Raw genomic sequence first — 15,039 nt, 5'->3', positions numbered from 1 at the left:
CAGCGGGCGCCCTCCATCCCCTCAGCGCCAGCCCATCTCGGGCGCCACATGGGTCAGGATGCTTTCGATCACATGGGCGTTGTAGTCGACGCCCAGCATGTTCGGCACCGTCAGCAGAAGCGTATCGGCCTCGGCAATCGCCTCGTCCTCTTTCAGCTGCGCAACCAGCCGGTCGGGCGTATCGGCATAGCCGCGACCGAAGATGGCGCGGAAATCGTCGATCTGGCCGATCTGGTCGCTCTCTTTCCCGCCCCGGCCGAAATACATCCGGTCCTGATCGTTCATCAGCGCGAAGATCGAGCGGCTGACCGAAACCCTCGGCTCGCGGTCGTGCCCGGCGGCTTTCCACGCCTCGCGGAACTTGCGGATCTGCGTGGCCTGCTGGATGTGGAAGGGCTCGCCCGTCTCGTCGTTCTTCAGCGTCGAGCTTTGCAGGTTCATCCCCATTTCGGCCGCCCAGACCGCCGTCGCATCCGAGGCCGCACCCCACCAGATCCGCTCGCGCAGGCCCTCGGAATGCGGTTCCAGCCGCAGAAGACCCGGCGGGTTCGGGAACATCGGCCGCGGGCTCGGCTCGGCAAAGCCCTGGCCTTCCAGCAGGTTCAGAAACACCTCCGCATGGCGCCGCGCCATCGCGGACCCATCCTCGCCCTCGCCGGGCTGGTAGCCGAAATGCCGCCAGCCATCGATCACCTGCTCGGGCGAGCCACGGCTGATCCCCAGTTGCAGCCGCCCGTTCGAGATCAGGTCGGCGGACCCGGCATCCTCAACCATGTAGAGCGGGTTCTCATAGCGCATGTCGATGACGCCGGTGCCGATCTCGATGGTCTTGGTGCGCGCCCCCACCGCCGCCAGCAGCGGGAAGGGCGAGGCCAGTTGCCGGGCGAAATGGTGGACGCGGAAATAGGCCCCATCAAGGCCCAGTTCCTCTGCTGCCACCGCCAATTCGATCGACTGCTGCAACACATCCGCCGCCGTCCGCACCCGCGAGCCGCGATCCGGCGACCAATGACCGAAGGAGAGGAAACCCAGTTTTTTCATGACCCTATGCTCCGCTTGCAGGTTGGCCTCATGCCACCCGCCTTGACCCCTATCTGGGATCAGAGATGCAGCCTGTGCAAGTGGCGGCGGCCCTGCAGGGATGCGCAGGGCCTGTGCAGCTATTTCCAGCGGCGATGGATCCAGAACCACTGGTCCATGTGCCGCCGCACCAGCGCCTCGAGATCGTCATTTAGCGCCTGCATCATCACCGCAGGCTCGTCGGGCTGCAACGGCGCGCCGACATGAACCTTGAAGGACAGCCCGTCCGGCTGGCGGATGCCGGCGATATGGACGACCAGCGCGTCATTGCGGATCGCCAGTTCGGCGGGGGTCAGAACGGTCTTGGTCGGCAGGTCGAAGAAGCGCAGTTCGGCCCCGTCGCGCTGGTACTGGTCAAAGCCGAGCGCCATCCAGCCACCGCCGCGCAGGAAGCGCAGCATGGCGGTCAGTCCGGCCCGGCCGCGCGGAAAGATCGGCTCGGCAATGGCGCGCATGGCCGGGATGTAATGGGCGTTGAAGGCCTGGTTGTTCATCGGGCGGTACAGCGCGCCAACGGGCCAGCCCCGTGCCGCCAGCGCCGCGCGCATGGCGTCGTAATTGCCGAAATGGGCGCAGGCGAGGATCACCGCGCGGTTGGTCTTGAACGCCGCCTCCAGCGCCGGGACGCCCGGCCCCTCCATCGGATTGCTGTCGCGGATGCGGTCGGTGAACTCGGCGCCCGAATAGATCTCGGCCAGCGAGCGGCCGGCATTGTCGGGAACCGCGCGGACCAGCGCCTCGACCTCGTCGGATGACAGGTCCGGCCGGGCCAGTGCAAGATTGTCGCGGATGCGCTTGCGCCAGCCGGCCACCGGGGCCAGCACGCGCGAAAAGAACCAGCCCACCGCCGGGATGCGGCGGTCATAGGGCAGCAGCCGGGCGATCCCCATGACCGCGAGAAAGGCGCCATTGGCCAGCCGGTCGCGCAGGTCTGGCTTCTCCTCGGTCTCGTCGCTCATTCACGCCTTCCGGGTTGCGGGCCGTGCCAGGGCCGCCTCGCGCGACCAGACATAGATGCCGGCGGCCACGATAATCGCCGCGCCAAGGATGGTCCAGCCATCGGGGATCTGCCCGAAGAACAGCGCCCCCCAGACTCCCGCCCAGATCAGCCCGGTATAGCCGAAGGGCGCGATGGCACCGGCCTCGGCCAGCGCAAAGGCACGGATCAGCATGGCCTGACTGCCGGCCCCCAGCACCCCGATCAGCAGAAAGGCCCAGAGATGTTCCATCTGGATCGGCTGCCAGAAGAACGGCACGGCCAAGCTGGCGATCAGCGTGCCGAAAACCGTCGACCACAGAAGCGAGGTGGCGGTGGAATCGCCCCGCACCACGCGGGTCAGCAGCGCGCCGGCGGCATAGGTGAAAGCGCCGATCAGCGGCAGGATCGCGGCGGGCTGGAACACGCCCATGCCGGGCCGGATGATGATCAGCGCGCCGGCCAGTGCGGCGGCGATGCCAAGCGCCCGGCGGATGCCGATGCTTTCGCCCAGAAACAGCGCCGCACCAAGGGTGATCAGCACCGGGTTGATGTCCATGATCGCGGTGGCCTCGGCCAGCCCGATATATTGCAGCGAGGAAAAGAACAGCCCTACCGAGCCGATCTGCGTCAGGCAGCGCAGGAACTGCACCCCCGGCTGGCGTGTGCGCATCAGCGTCGGGATGCGGACGTGGAAGATCGCCACCAGCAGAACCATGTTGCCGGCAAAGCGCGCCCAGACCACTTGGGCCGGGTGATAGAATTGCGTCAGGTATTTCGCCGTGGCGTCCATCAGCGTGAAGCTGAGGATCGCCGCCAGCAGCAGCAGGATACCGGCGGACTGGTCACTGCCCGGCCGCCGCAGCCCCCGCATCATTCCGCCCGGGCAGGGATCATCGGATGAAGAGGAAAGGTTTTCTTCTTCATCCAGATATCCCCGCCGGAGGCGGAACGCTTCATCACAGCAGGGCCTTGGCCTTCTCGACCACGGCGTCGGCGGTGATGCCGAATTCTTCGTAAAGCTCGGGTGCCGGGGCCGAGGCGCCGAAGCCCGTCATGCCGACGAAATCGGACTTTTCCTCGCGCCCGCGCTCGCCCAGCAGCAGCCAGTCCCAGGGCTGGCGCACGGCGGCCTCGATGGCGATGCGGACGGTGCCGGCGGGCAGCACGTCGCTGCGATAGGCGGCGTCCTGTTCGCGGAAAAGCTCCATCGAGGGGACCGAGACCACGCTGGTCGGTGTGCCTTCGGCTTCCAGCACCTCGCGCGCCGCCACGGCGATCTCGACTTCCGAGCCGGTCGCCATCAGCACCACCGCGGGCTTGCCGCCCGAGGCGGCGCGCAGCACATAGGCACCCTTGGCCGACAGGTTCTCGGCGCTGTTCTCGACCCGCAGCTCGGGCAGGTTCTGGCGCGACAGGGCCATGACCGTCGGGCGGGACATCTGCGACAACGCGATTTCCCAAGCCTCGGCGGTTTCCACCTGGTCGCAGGGGCGCAGCACCAGCGTGTTCGGCGTGGCGCGCGAGATCGCCAGATGCTCGACCGGCTGGTGGGTCGGGCCATCCTCGCCCAGGCCGATGCTGTCATGGGTCATGACATAGACGACCGGCAGACCCATCAGCGCCGACAGGCGCATGGCGCCGCGGGCGTAATCGGTGAAGGTCATGAAGGTGCCGCCATAGGGGCGGAAGCCGCCATGCAGCCACAGCCCGTTCATCGCCGCCGCCATGCCATGCTCGCGGATGCCATAGTTCAGGTAACGGCCCTTGCGGTCCTCGGGCGAGAAGATGCCCAGATCCTTGGTGAAGGTGTTGTTCGAGCCGGTAAGGTCGGCAGAGCCGCCGAAATTCTCGGGCATCACCGGGTTCAGCACTTCCAGCGTGTTCTCGCTGGCCTTGCGAGTGGCGATCTTCGGCTTGGCGGCAACCGCCTGATCCTTCAGCGCGGTGATGGTCGGCGCCAGGTGCGGGTTCACGTCGCCATTGATGCGTCGGGCGAATTCGTTGCGCGCATCGGCGGCCAGCGCATCGACGCGGGCGTTCCAGCCGGCGCGGGCCTCGGCGCCACGGGCGCCGATGGCGCGCCAGTCACCCGCGATGTCGTCGGGAATGATGAAGGGACCATGTTCCCAACCGATGGCAACGCGGGCAGCCTCGATCTCCTCGGCCCCCAGCGGCGAGCCGTGGACCTTGTGGCTGTCGGCCTTGTTCGGCGCTCCGAAGCCGATGATGGTCTTGCACGAGACCAGCACCGGGCGGCCGTCCTCCTGCTGCGCCTCCGTCAGGGCGCGATCGATATCGGCGGCGTCATGGCCGTCGCATTCCAGCACCCGCCAGCCCGAGGCGGCAAAGCGCGCCAGCTGGTCGGTCTTGTCCGAAATGGTGACACGCCCGTCGATGGTGATGTTGTTGTTGTCCCAGAGCACGATCAGCCGGCCCAGTTGCTGACGCCCGGCCAGGCCGATTGCCTCCTGGCTGATGCCCTCCATCAGGCAGCCGTCGCCGGCGATGACCCAGGTGCGGTGGTCGCACAGATCCGCACCGAATTCCGCCCGCATCGCCTCTTCCGCGACGGCGAAACCGACCGAGGTGGCGATGCCCTGCCCCAAGGGGCCAGTGGTCGTCTCGATGCCCTCGGCATGACCGTATTCCGGGTGGCCGGCAGTGATCGAGTGCAGCTGGCGAAAGTTGCGGATCTGCTCCATCGTCATCTGCTCGTAGCCGGTCAGGTGCAGCAGCGCGTAAAGCAGCATCGAGCCGTGGCCCGCCGACAGGATGAAGCGGTCGCGGTCGAACCAGTTGGGCGCCGAGGCGTCGAATTTCAGGTGCTTCTGGAACAGCACGGTGGCCACGTCGGCCATGCCCATCGGCATCCCCGGATGGCCGGAATTCGCGGCCTGCACCGCATCCATGGCCAGGACGCGGATGGCGCTGGCCAGTTTCCAATGGGCGGGGTCGGCCTTGCGGCGGGCTTCGATGTCCATGTCGGTCCTCTGCGGCTGAAACTGACGGCGTGTCGCTTTGCCGCCCTGATAGGCAGGGAGCGATCCGGTTGCAAGGTGAACTGCCGTGGCGGCGGGCCGGATCGGCGTCAGAAGGCGACCTGATCCACGCCTTTCAGCGCCAGCATCTCGCGCGCCTCGTCGGGCGTGGCGATCTCGAGCCCCAGCCCCTCGATGATCTGGCGCACCTGCCGCACCTGCTGGGCATTGCTTTCGGCCAGCTTCCCCGGCCCGGCCCAGAGCGAATCCTCCAGCCCCACCCGGACATTGCCGCCCATTGCTGCCGCCATCGCGGCAACCGGCATCTGGTTCCGGCCCGCACCCAGCACCGACCAGCGATACTGGTCACCGAACAGCCGGTCCGCCGTGCGCTTCATGTGCATGACATCCTCGGGATGCGCGCCGATGCCACCCATCAGGCCGAAGACCGTCTGGATGAACAGCGGCCCCTGGACCAGCCCCTGATCGTGGAAATATTTCAGGTTGTAGAGATGCGAGCTGTCATAGCATTCGAACTCGAAGCGGGTGCCATTGGCGCCAAGCGTGGTCAGGATATGCTCGACATCGCCGAAGGTGTTGCGAAAGAGGATGTCCTTGTTCGCCAGGTAGCCCTGTTCCCACTCATGGCGCAGCTGGCCCTCGAACCGGCCCAGCATCGGGAAGAGGCCGAAGTTCATCGAGCCCATGTTCAGCGAGGCGACCTCGGGCTGCCAGGTCGCGGCGGGCAGGATGCGCTCGGCGATGGTCATGGTCGGCGCGCCGCCGGTGGTGATGTTCACCACGCAGTCGCTTTGCTGCTTGATGACCTGCAGGAAGGGCCGGAAGGCCTCGGGCGTCTGGTCGGGCCGGCCATCCTCGGGGTTGCGGGCGTGCAGGTGGATGATCGCCGCCCCGGCCTCGGCCGCGCCAATCGCTGATTCCGCGATCTCGGCGGCGGTCACCGGCAGATGCGGCGACATGGACGGCGTGTGGATCGAGCCGGTGATGGCGCAACTGATGATGGTCTTCCGGGTCCGGGCCATGCGAGTTCCTTTGATCTGGGGGATCAGCCCTCCTCGGCCTGATCGTTGCCGGCCAGCGGCCTGATCCGCAGCTTGGTGATGCGGTTGTCGCGCCGGGCCACCACCTCGAAGCGATAGCCGTGGAAGGAGAAGACCTGCCCCTGTTCGGGGATCGACTGCGCCATGTGGATCACCAGCCCGGCCACCGTGTTTGCCTCGTCATCGGGCAGGTTCCAGTCCAGTTGGCGGTTCAGGTCGCGGATGGTCATGCCGCCCTCGACGGTATAGTCGCCCGCCGCGTTCGGGGTCAGCGTCTGGTCGGCCTCGGTGTCGTGTTCATCGGCGATCTCGCCGACGATTTCCTCGAGGATATCCTCGAGCGTGATCAGCCCGCGCAGGCTGCCATATTCATCGACGACCAGCGCGAAATGGGTGCGGCGCTTCAGGAACTCGCGCATCTGCTCGTCGAGCGGGCTGGTCTCGGGCACGAAATAGGGCTTCATCGCCACCGACATCACGTCCAGCGTCTGCAGCGCCGCCGGGTTGCCGGTCTCGCGCACTGCGCGGTTGACCGCGCGCAACAGGTCCTTGGCATGGATGACGCCGACGACATTCTCGCGCTCGCCCTTGTAGACCGGCAGGCGGGTATGGGGGCTGGCCAGCACCTCGCTGAGGATCTCGGCGGGGGGCGTGGCGGCATCGATCATCTCGATCTCGGATCGGTGGCGCATGATCTCCTCGACCGTGCGGTTGCCGAGATCGAGCGCACCCAGCAGGCGGTCGCGGTCTTCCTTCTGCACCGCCCCGGTTTCCTGCCCGATGGACAGCGCGCCCGCGATCTCCTCGTGCAGCGAGAACATGTGCGAGCCGGGATCGGTGCGCTGCCCGAACAGCCGCAGGATGCCGCGCACGATGAAGCGCACCACGGCCACCACCGGCGACAGGATCACCGTCAGCCAGCTGATCGGGCGGGCGACGTTGCTGGCGACGTTCTCGGGCGCCGAGATGGCATAGGTCTTGGGCAGCACCTCGGAAAAGATCAGCACCATCACCGTCATCACCAGCGTCGCCAGCGCCACCCCGCCCGAGCCGAAAAGCCGGGTGAAAAGCGCGGTGGCGAGACTGGCCGAGAGGATGTTGACGACGTTATTGCCCAGCAGGATCGCGCCGATCAGCCTTTCGCTGTCCTGCGTCACGTTCAGCGCCGCCTGCGCGCCGGCATCGCCCTTGTCGGCGCGGGCGCGCAGCTTGGCGCGGCTCGAGGCGGTCAGGGCGGTCTCGGAACCCGAGAAGAAGGCGGACATCATCAAGAGGACGACAATGGCGATGATCGTGGTCCAGAAGGTGACATCCATCATCGAGGCGGCGTGTTCCATGGGCTCAGTCTGTTGTCCTGTCGGGGGGTGAAGCCTGCGACGCGCCGTGCGGCTGCGCAAGGGGGTGGTGGTTCAGCACCAGATCGCGCATCCGCGCGTCGAGCACATGGGTATAGATCTCGGTCGTGCCCAGATCGGCATGCCCCAGCAGCGTCTGGATCGCGCGCAGATCGGCGCCACCTTCCAGCAGATGGGTGGCGAAGGCGTGGCGGATGACATGGGGGCTGACCCGCGCCGGATCGACCCCGGCGGCGGTGGCAATCTCGCCCAGCAGCCTTCCGAAGCTTTGCCGCGGCATATGCCCCTCCGCACCGGGGGCGGGGAACAGCCAGCGCCCGCCCTTGCCGGCGACCAGTTTTCCAAGCGGGGTTGTCTCGTCGGCCCGGTCGCGGATCGCCAGCCATGCGGCCAGCGCCGCGCGCGCCTTGGGGGTCAGCGGCACCATCCGCTCGCGCCCGCCCTTGCCGCGAATGAGCAGCACCGCCGGATCGCCGCGGCAGGCGCTGACCGGCAGCGCGACCAACTCGCTGACCCGCATCCCGGTCGCGTAGAGCAGTTCGATCAGGCAGGCATTGCGCGCCCGCTCGACCGGGTTGCGGCCCAGATCGGGCGCGGCGTCCAGCATCGCCCCGACCTCGGACTGGCTCAGCGTCTTCGGCAGGCGCTGCGCCCGGCCCGGACCGCTGATGCGGATGGCGGGATCATCCTCGCGCAGACCTTCCTCGAGCGCGAAGCGGGTGAATTGCCGGATCGAGGACAGGCGGCGCGCGCGCGTCGCCCGAGACAGGCCCTGCGCGTCGCAGAAGCTCAGGTAGTCCTCGATGCCCTCGCGGCTGACGCCGGGCAGGCCACCGCCCTGCCCCGCCAGCCATTCGGCGAAATCCGCCAGATCGCGGCCATAGGCCAGAAGCGTGTTCCGCGCCGCCCCGGCCTCGGCCGCCTGTGCGTCCAGAAAGGCCGAGATCAGGCGATGATCGCTGCTCATGGGGCGCTGAGCCCCGGGGCGAGGGTCAGCTGCGTCTCGGCCAGATCGGCCTCGGCTGTCAGCCCGAGGGCGCGCAGCGTCGCCAGCCCACGCGCCGCCTGCGCCCTGTCGCCGTCGAGGCCCCGGTCGATCTGGGTCATGGCAATTAGTAGCGCCTCGCCCTTGCGATCAGACCCTGCGGCCAGCGCATCGGCCTCGCCCCCGGCCAGCGCCGGATCGGCAGGCGTGGGCTTGGCCACCGTCAGCCCCTGCCATTGCCTGAGCTTGCCGGCAATTTCGCCCGCCTCGCCCGGCAGGTCATCGGGCAGTTGCTCGGCCACCAGTGCGGCCAGAACATCGCCCATGTTCGCACCGGTGAACTCGGCAAAGGCCGGTGGCAGCGCCTCGGCCAGCGCGGCCTTGTCGTCCGAGGCCAGCGCCGCATCGAGCCGCTGGAAGCTGGCCGCCCGTTCCCAGACCCCGCCCGAGGCGGCGGGCTTCTGTTCGTCATAGATGCCGTGCAATTGCGACGGCGGCAGCACACCGGCACTCGCCAGCCGTTCGGCGGCCTCGAGCCGGGCCTTCCAGCCGCCATTCGGCCTGAGGTCGGAATGGGCAAAGGCCAGCGGCAGCGGCGCGGTCGGCAATGGTTGACCCACGGCCTCGTGCATGCGGAAATCCAAGGGCGTCACCGGCTGCGGCGGTTCCAGCACCTGGCCGGCATCGACATAGCTGTCATCGAGATATTGCGCCAGCAGCAGCAGCCGGTCCTCGGGGATCAGCTGCAGCGCCTCGGCCCCGTGGAAGGTGATTGCGGCGGCGGACCAGTCGCCCGATTGGGCAAGACAGAAAATGCGGGCGGCAAAGCTGGGGGCGATGCCGGGCGTGTCGTTCATCACCGCGCAGGCCCGCGCCTCTTCGCCGGCCAGCAGCGCCACGTCGAAGAGGCGGCGGAAGCTTTCGGGCGAGCGCAGACCGGCGCTGGCCAGAAGCCGCGCGGCCTCGGCATTGGCGCCCATGCCCAGCAGCCGGTCGACGCGCGCAAGAAACAGCGTGCCGGGCGCGGCCTCGACCATGGCCGAAGGCGGGGTCAGCTGCGCGGTCAGCACCCGGCGCAACAGCGCGTTCATCGCCGGCAACCGGGCCGGCGTCTCGCCGATCAGCTGCGCCAGCCGGGCCGGATCGCTGCCCGACCAGAGCGAGGCCGGCAGCCCGGCCTTTCGCGCCGATTGCGTGCCGGCGGCGTCGGGATCGGCCTCGTCCAGCCGGGTGACGGCGACCGCCCCCACCGCCCCGGTCTCGGCCACCGGCGGCAGGACGCGCTTGGGCGGCAGCGCGTCGGCGGGCAGGCCCTGATCCGGCCGCCAGCCCGAGCTTTCGCGCGGCGGTGCCTGGATCGAGCCCGAGAGCCAGTCACTCGCCGACAGCGGGTCCTGCGCCAAGCCCGGCGCCGCGCTGACGCCAATTGCGATTAGCGCGGGCAAGACCAGTGCGGGAATGCGCCGGGGATTAGTCACCCGGCGCCTCGCTGGTGTCTTCATTGGTGATGGCCTCTGCGGGCGCGTCTGCTGCCGGGGCCTCCGCTGCGGGAGCCTCTGCCGGGGTCTCTGCTGCCGGGGCCGCAGGCTCGGCAGGTGCCTCTGCCGCACCCTCTGCCGGCGCCGCGGGTGCCGGGGCCAGTTCGCCGCCCTGCACCGGGATGGCAGTTCGGATCTCGCGCTGCTGCGGCTCCATGTCGCCCAGGTAGGCATAGCCCACCAGCGCGATGACCGCCGCCACCACCAGCACCACGAGAAACTTGATCAATCGCATCTAACTGCCCTTTCTTCGCCGGTCTCAGGCCGGTTCGGTGGAAATATATATGGCCTTTCCGGAAAGATCACGCCATTGAACGCAATCGAGCCCCAAAGGCTCAATCAAGGGGCAAGGATGGACCGGCATATCGTTCTGATCGGCATGATGGGCGCAGGCAAGACGGCTGTGGGCGGTGAATTGTCGCGCAAGCTGAAGGCCCGGTTCATCGATTCTGACCACGAGATCGAATCCGCCGCCGCCATGACCATTGCCGAGATCTTCGCCCGCGACGGCGAGGAGTTCTTTCGCGCCCGCGAATCCGAGGTGCTGCGCCGGTTGCTGGATGGCCCGCCCATGGTCATCTCGACCGGCGGCGGCGCCTGGCTTCGGGCCGAGAATCGCGAGATGATCAAGCAGAAGGGCCTGTCGGTCTGGCTGGATTGCGATCTCGAGACGCTGTGGAACCGGGTGCGGATGCGCTCGACCCGGCCGCTGCTGAAAACCCCGGACCCCAAGGGCACGCTGACGCAGATGCTGGAAACCCGGCGGCCCTATTACGCCATGGCCGAGCTTATCTACCCGGTGCAGCCGGGCGATACGGTGGACCAGACCGCGACGCGGCTGCTTGGCATGATCCGCGAACACCATCCCGAGACGCTGGGGCAAGCATGACCGACGAGACCACCACCACCGTTCACGTTCCCCTTGGCGACCGCGCCTATGACGTGCTGATCGGACAGGGGTTGATCGGTCGCGCCGGGGCGCTGATCGCGCCGCTGCTGAAGCGCCCGCGCGTTGCGATCCTGACCGATGAGACCGTGGCGGCGCTGCATCTGGCGCCGTTCGAGGCGGCACTGAAGGCCGAGGGCATCGACAGCACGGCGCTGGCCCTGCCGGCGGGTGAGAGCACGAAAAGCTGGCCCTATCTGACGCAATCGGTCGAATGGCTCTTGGAACAGAAGGTCGAGCGGCGGGATATCGTCTTGGCGCTTGGCGGCGGCGTGATCGGCGATCTGGCGGGCTTCGCCGCCGCGATCCTGCGCCGGGGCGTGCGCTTCGTGCAGGTGCCAACCTCGCTGCTGGCGCAGGTCGACAGCAGCGTCGGCGGCAAGACCGGGATCAACAGCAGGCAGGGCAAGAACCTGATCGGCGCGTTTCACCAGCCCTCGCTGGTGCTGGCCGATATTGACGTGCTGGACACGCTGACGCCGCGCGACTTCATTGCCGGCTATGGCGAGGTGGCGAAATACGGGCTTCTGGGCGATGCCGGTTTCTTCGACTGGCTCGAGGTGAACGGCCCTGCCCTCGCCACCAATCCCGCCCTGCGCCAGAAGGCGGTGGCCCATTCGGTCGCGATGAAGGCCGGCATCGTCAGCCGTGACGAGACCGAACAGGGCGAGCGCGCGCTGCTGAACCTTGGCCATACCTTCGGCCATGCGCTCGAATCCGCGACCGGCTACTCCGACCGGCTGCTCCATGGCGAGGGCGTGGCGATCGGCTGCGCGCTGGCCTTTGACCTTTCGGCGCGGATGGGGCTGTGCAGCCAGGAGGCACCAAGCCGGGTGCTGCAACATCTGCGCCAGATGGGGATGCCCGCGCGGCTGTCGGACATTCCGGGCGAACTGCCCGATGACGAGGCGCTGATCGCGCTCATGGGGCAGGACAAGAAGGTGGTCGACGGGCGTCTGCGCTTCGTCCTCGCGCGCGGCATCGGCGAGGCTTTCGTCAGCGATGATGTGCAGGTGGAGATGCTGCGCGCCGTGCTGGCCGACGCGCGGCACTGAGCGCGGCGAAGGGCGAGCGCCGGCCCGTGGGGTGGCGCCGCAACCGTTCGTCGATGCGGTTTATGGTGCCAGGTCCCTCGTCGTTCTGAACGCGGGACCAGCGTCACTAAAGCGCCAGCCCGGTGGGGCGGGCCGGCGCTCGCCCGGCGGCACTGCGTGCCTTGTTCCGGGCGAGGTCTGCGGACCTTACGCCGCTTTCGCCTGGTCCAGCATCCGGTCGACCATGGCATCGGCGATCTCGACCGTGGTGCGGCCTTCGGCCTTTGCTCGGGCCAGCATCTCGGCGACGCGGGTGGCGATGCCGTCCAGACGGCCACGGCGGTAGTTTTCACCGCGCTTGTGGATCTCGCTCGCCACGCTGATGATGCCGCCGGCATTCACCACGTAGTCGGGCAGGTAGACGATCCCGCGCGCCTTCAAGAGATCGGCGATCTCGGGCGTGGCCAGCTGGTTGTTGGCCGCGCCGCAGACCAGTTTCGCGCTCAGCGCCGGCACGGTTTCCGCATTCAGCACCGCGCCAAGGGCGCAGGGCGCGAAAATGTCCATCTCCTGCTGGAAGACCTCGCCCGGCGCGATCACCTCGGCCCCCAGGCGCTCGGCGGCATCGGCAAGGGCGGCGGCGTTGATGTCGGTGACGATCAGCTTGGCACCGGCGGCGTGCAGTTTCTCGGCCAGCGACAGGCCGACATGGCCCAGCCCCTGCACCAGCACCCGCTTGCCGGTCACGTCCTCGGTTCCCCAGATATGGGCGGCACCCACCTTGAGGCAGCGGAACACGCCCTCAGCGGTCCAGGGCGAGGGATCGCCCGAGCCGTGATCGCCACCGGCCAGACCGACCGCATAGACGGTTTCCTCGGCGGTGTAAGCCATGTCCTCGGTCGAGATGCCGACATCCTCGGCGGTGTAATACTGCCCGCCAAGCGCCTGCACCGCGCGGCCAAAGGCGCGCATCAGCTCGGGCGTCTTGTCGCGGCGGGCATCGCCGATGATGACCGACTTGCCGCCACCCAGGCCCAGGTCGGCCATGGCGTTCTTGTAGGTCATGCCGCGCGCCAGACGGGTCGCGTCGGTGATCGCCTCGGCATCGCTGGCATAGTTCCACATCCGGCAGCCGCCGGCCGCCGGGCCAAGCGCGGTCGAATGGATGCAGATCAGCGCGCGCAGGCCCGCATCAGCGTCTTCGGCCAGCACCAGGCGTTCGAAGCCGGGCTGTTTCAGGTCGGTCAGGTTCAGGGTCATCAGGGTCGCTCCTCCCGCTCGGGGCGCCGCTCGGGCGCCCGGTCCAGGGCAGAAATGCCGCAGTTTGAAGGCATTGCAAGCCTAGCATGTTTTGCAAAGGAAGGCCCGCGTGACGCGATATTTTCGGTCGCGCGAAAGATTGTTGCGCGCAATTTTTGGCGGGCGGTTTCCGGCGTGCCGGGGTGATAGCGCCAACCGGGACGGCGTGGTGATTCGCGCCGGCCCGAAATGACAAACGCCGCGCCCTTGCGGGGCGCGGCGTTCTATCTGGACCTGTGGCCCGGGATCAGAACGGGATTTCGTCGTCGTAATCAGACCGGCCGCCGCTGCCACCGCTGCTGCTGCCACCGCCCGACGAGGGGCCCTGGTCATAGCCACCACGGTCGTCATAGCCGCCGCCGCTGCCGCCCCGGCTGCCGCCGCCATAATTGCCGCCGCCGCCACCGCCGCCCTCGCCGCGACCGTCAAGCAGCGTTAGGTTGCCCGAGAAGGGCCGCAGCACCACCTCGGTGGTATAGCGGTCCTGGCCCGACTGGTCCTGCCACTTGCGGGTTTCCAGCTGGCCCTCGAGATAGACCTTGCTGCCCTTCTTCAGATACTGCTCGGCGATCCGGGCCAGCGGCTCGGAGAAGATCGCCACCGAATGCCATTGCGTGCGTTCCTGGCGCTCGCCGGAATTGCGGTCCTTCCACTGTTCGGAGGTGGCGATGCGCAGGTTCACCACCTTGCCGCCGTTCTGGAACGTGCGGACTTCCGGGTCCTGACCCAGATTGCCGATCAGGATGACCTTGTTGACGCTGCCTGCCATGATTGCCTCGAATTCGCTGGATTTCGGCATGGGTCTATCGCGTTGCAGCCCTCCACGCAACGCTCTGCACGGGCGATGGCTAACAGCCGCTTGGGTTAATTTCGATCGCGTAATGGTTGTATTTGGGCGAAATCTCGCCGACGCGACCGGGCATGGAACTGGTGAAATCGGTGCTTGTGGCGTCAAAGTGCATTTGCTGTATAGTTCTGCAAAAGACTTTGAGGGCGGTGAACATGCAAATCCAGAAGATCGCGCGCGGGGCGGTGACCCTCGCTCTGGGCGCCATGCTGGCGATGCCGGTGGCCGGTTCGGCCGAGGCCGAGGGGCTGCGGCTCTCGGGATCGTCGTCGAAGTCGCGGGCCGAGCAGTTCGCCCGCCAGACCCGGCTGATGGATTCGCGTCTGGCCGGGCAGTACCAGCAGTCGGCGCGGCTGCAGCCGGGGGCGAACAACAAGTCGGTGGTGACCATCGAGCTGTCGCCGAACATCCCCGCCTATCGCGGCAAGCGCAGCACCTACCTGCCCCATGCGCAGGCAGCGGCGCGGAAATACGGCATCCCGGAAAACCTGTTCCTGCGGCTGGTGCAGCAGGAAAGCGGCTGGAACCACGGCGCGCGCTCGCACAAGGGCGCGATGGGGCTGGCGCAGCTGATGCCCGGCACCGCGGCCAAGCTGGGGGTGAACCCGCGCGACCCGATCCAGAACCTCGAGGGCGGCGCGCGTTACCTGCGCATGATGTACAACCAGTTCGGCGACTGGCGGCTGGCGCTGGCGGCCTATAATGCCGGGCCGGGCGCGGTGGCGAAATACGGCGGCATCCCGCCCTATCGCGAGACCCGCAACTATGTGCGGATCATCGCTGGCGGCTGATCGGCCACAGGCAGCAACCATGCGGGCGCCGTCGCTTGACCGGCGCCCTTTTTCATGGCACCTCCGCCATCCCTGAACCCAGAGTTTTTATGTCCGAGACTGTCTGAACCTGACCCTGCACGATGCAGGGTCGCCTTGTCCCCGGT

The 15,039-nt window shown here is 67.7% G+C and carries 14 protein-coding genes; 3 read left to right on the top strand and 11 right to left on the bottom strand.

Translation table 11 applies throughout. The features are described 5' to 3' along the window. Positions 1-21 precede the first annotated feature (21 nt). The 9 genes from CX676_RS02540 to CX676_RS02500 form a co-directional block, all read right to left on the bottom strand. Entirely contained in the window at positions 22-1,041 is a 1,020-nt protein-coding gene (locus CX676_RS02540; RefSeq protein WP_101751214.1) for an LLM class flavin-dependent oxidoreductase, read from the bottom strand. A 119-nt stretch (positions 1,042-1,160) separates the two neighbouring features. Further along, positions 1,161-2,039, bottom strand: a complete 879-nt coding sequence (locus CX676_RS02535) for a lysophospholipid acyltransferase family protein (protein ID WP_101751213.1) — start codon at positions 2,037-2,039, stop codon at positions 1,161-1,163. After that, positions 2,040-2,933, bottom strand: coding sequence for a DMT family transporter (locus CX676_RS02530; protein WP_101751212.1), 894 nt, complete (start codon positions 2,931-2,933; stop codon positions 2,040-2,042). An 82-nt stretch (positions 2,934-3,015) separates the two neighbouring features. Continuing rightward, entirely contained in the window at positions 3,016-5,040 is a 2,025-nt protein-coding gene (tkt, locus tag CX676_RS02525) for a transketolase (protein WP_101751211.1), read from the bottom strand. A gap of 107 nt (positions 5,041-5,147) precedes the next feature. After that, on the bottom strand, positions 5,148-6,080 hold the full coding sequence (locus CX676_RS02520) for a BKACE family enzyme (RefSeq protein WP_101751210.1): 933 nt from the start codon (positions 6,078-6,080) through the stop codon (positions 5,148-5,150). A gap of 23 nt (positions 6,081-6,103) precedes the next feature. Next, positions 6,104-7,435: an HlyC/CorC family transporter gene (locus tag CX676_RS02515; protein ID WP_101751209.1), complete on the bottom strand. Its 1,332-nt coding sequence runs from the start codon at positions 7,433-7,435 to the stop codon at positions 6,104-6,106. Between the two features lie 4 nt (positions 7,436-7,439). Then, entirely contained in the window at positions 7,440-8,420 is a 981-nt protein-coding gene (locus tag CX676_RS02510) for a tyrosine recombinase (RefSeq protein ID WP_101751208.1), read from the bottom strand. Continuing rightward, positions 8,417-9,940, bottom strand: a complete 1,524-nt coding sequence (locus tag CX676_RS02505) for a hypothetical protein (RefSeq protein WP_232816564.1) — start codon at positions 9,938-9,940, stop codon at positions 8,417-8,419. Before CX676_RS02505 ends, CX676_RS02510 begins: the two co-directional genes overlap by 4 nt. Continuing rightward, positions 9,909-10,211 carry a hypothetical protein gene (locus tag CX676_RS02500; RefSeq protein ID WP_157935827.1) on the bottom strand — a complete coding sequence of 101 codons (303 nt, stop codon included), beginning with the start codon at positions 10,209-10,211 and terminating at the stop codon, positions 9,909-9,911. Before CX676_RS02500 ends, CX676_RS02505 begins: the two co-directional genes overlap by 32 nt. 117 nt (positions 10,212-10,328) lie before the next feature. On the opposite strand from CX676_RS02500, the gene CX676_RS02495 reads away from it, so the two are divergent. Both CX676_RS02495 and aroB read left to right on the top strand, forming a co-directional pair. Continuing rightward, complete coding sequence (locus CX676_RS02495; protein WP_101751206.1) at positions 10,329-10,865, top strand: shikimate kinase; 537 nt, start codon at positions 10,329-10,331, stop codon at positions 10,863-10,865. Beyond that, the gene (gene aroB, locus CX676_RS02490; protein WP_101751205.1) at positions 10,862-11,977 is read left to right on the top strand and encodes a 3-dehydroquinate synthase; all 1,116 of its coding nucleotides are present in this window, start codon (positions 10,862-10,864) and stop codon (positions 11,975-11,977) included. Before CX676_RS02495 ends, aroB begins: the two co-directional genes overlap by 4 nt. A 186-nt stretch (positions 11,978-12,163) precedes the next feature. Here the strand turns inward: aroB and CX676_RS02485 are convergent, their stop codons facing one another. Further along, on the bottom strand, positions 12,164-13,216 hold the full coding sequence (locus CX676_RS02485) for a Glu/Leu/Phe/Val family dehydrogenase (RefSeq protein ID WP_101751204.1): 1,053 nt from the start codon (positions 13,214-13,216) through the stop codon (positions 12,164-12,166). Positions 13,217-13,502: 286 nt separating this feature from the next. Beyond that, complete coding sequence (ssb, locus tag CX676_RS02480; protein ID WP_101754094.1) at positions 13,503-14,024, bottom strand: single-stranded DNA-binding protein; 522 nt, start codon at positions 14,022-14,024, stop codon at positions 13,503-13,505. Positions 14,025-14,257: 233 nt separating this feature from the next. Here ssb and CX676_RS02475 point away from each other — a divergent pair, with 233 nt between their 5' ends. Further along, positions 14,258-14,893: a lytic transglycosylase domain-containing protein gene (locus CX676_RS02475; RefSeq protein ID WP_101751203.1), complete on the top strand. Its 636-nt coding sequence runs from the start codon at positions 14,258-14,260 to the stop codon at positions 14,891-14,893. The last annotated feature ends 146 nt before the right edge of the window (positions 14,894-15,039 follow it).

Origin of the sequence: Paracoccus zhejiangensis (assembly GCF_002847445.1) — a bacterium.
Lineage (GTDB): Bacteria > Pseudomonadota > Alphaproteobacteria > Rhodobacterales > Rhodobacteraceae > Paracoccus > Paracoccus zhejiangensis.
This window is presented reverse-complemented; position numbering and strand designations above follow the sequence as displayed.